This window comes from Streptomyces sp. NPDC058678 (assembly GCF_042714835.1).
Classification (GTDB): Bacteria; Actinomycetota; Actinomycetes; order Streptomycetales; family Streptomycetaceae; genus Streptomyces.
Window position 1 is genome coordinate 1 of the sequence record NZ_JBHXSG010000172.1, and the last position, 1,508, is coordinate 1,508.

Sequence of the window (1,508 nt, forward strand, 5' to 3'; positions counted from 1 at the left end):
ACCTTCTGGAAGAGGGTGTACGCGGCCGGGGCCAGGCTCATCGCCGTACCGGGATGGCCGTTGCCGACCTTCTGTACGGCATCGGCGGCCAGGACGCGGGCGGTGTCGACGGCCCGCTGGTCCAAATCGGTCCACTCGAGGTCTGTGGTGGTCGGGTTGGTGCTCACCCTGGGTCAGGGCTCCTCTCCACATGTCACGCATGTCGAATGCCGGTGTGCTGAACGCTCCGGGCGCTGTCGAGCCTACCCCTGTAAGAACGCGCGTTTTTTCGAGTCATTCCAGAGTGTCGGGGCTCTTCGGGATCCGCCTCCCGACTGGGCCGTTCCGCGTTCGGCATGTGAATACGGAACCGCTCGTCCGAGTGCTCAATCGAGTACCACGCGGCTCTTCCGGAGGTGCTGCCCAACACGACTGGACCCCCGCGAATGTCCGGGTCTGGGCAACGTCTACAGTGGCGTGGTACGCGCGAGCCTTTACCGGGACTTCACACGGGTGAGGCTTGCTGGGATGTCTCTGTAGGGGTGTGCGTGACGGCCGTCGAATCCCGTCCAGCGGGGGTGCTCGGTGCGAGCCAGAGCCCGAGCCACCGGCCGTTCGGGGCCCGTGTCAAGGCGTTCGTAGCTCTGACCAAGCCTCGGATCATCGAGCTGCTGCTCATCACCACTGTTCCGGTGATGTTCCTGGCGCAGCAGGGCGTCCCCGACCTGACGCTCGTGCTGCTGACCTGCCTCGGGGGTTACCTCTCCGCGGGCGGCGCCAACGCGCTGAACATGTACATCGACCGCGACATCGACGCGCTGATGGACCGCACCTCGCAGCGCCCGCTGGTCACCGGCATGGTCAGCCCACGCGAGTGCCTCGCCTTCGGCATCACCCTCGCCGTCGTCTCCACGCTGCTGTTCGGTCTCGCCGTCAACTGGCTCTCGGCCTGGCTGTCGCTCGGAGCGCTCCTCTTCTATGTCGTCGTCTACACGATGATCCTCAAGCGCCGTACCTCGCAGAACATCGTGTGGGGCGGCATCGCCGGCTGCCTCCCCGTGCTCATCGGCTGGTCGTCCGTCACCAACTCGATGTCGTGGGCGCCGATCGTCCTCTTCCTCGTCATGTTCTTCTGGACGCCGCCGCACTACTGGCCGCTGTCCATGAAGGTCAGGGAGGACTACGCGCGCGTGGGCGTACCGATGCTGCCGGTCGTGGCCTCCAACAAGGTGGTCGCCAGGCAGATCGTGCTCTACAGCTGGGTGATGGTCGCGGTGTCGCTGCTGCTGCAGCCGCTCGGCTACACGGGCTGGTTCTACACGGCGGTCGCACTGCTGGCGGGCGGCTTCTGGCTGTGGGAGGCGCACGGGCTGCAGAACCGGGCCAAGGCCGAGGTGACCGGCGGCAAGCTCAAGGAGATGCGGCTGTTCCACTGGTCGATCACCTATGTGTCGATCCTCTTCGTGGCGGTCGCGGTGGATCCCTTCCTGCGATGAGTCCCCGTGACGGGCGGGGTGCGTGGCCAAGGC

At 66.1% G+C, this 1,508-nt stretch carries 2 protein-coding genes; one reads left to right on the plus strand and one right to left on the minus strand.

The features are described from left to right. The coding region (locus ACFWWR_RS48560) for a hypothetical protein (protein ID WP_384310786.1) at positions 1–167 on the minus strand (167 nt) is incomplete at its 3' end. Between the two features lie 354 nt (positions 168–521). On the opposite strand from ACFWWR_RS48560, the gene ACFWWR_RS48565 reads away from it, so the two are divergent. Further along, positions 522–1,475, plus strand: coding sequence for a heme o synthase (locus tag ACFWWR_RS48565; RefSeq protein WP_383878557.1), 954 nt, complete (start codon positions 522–524; stop codon positions 1,473–1,475). Positions 1,476–1,508 lie beyond the last annotated feature (33 nt).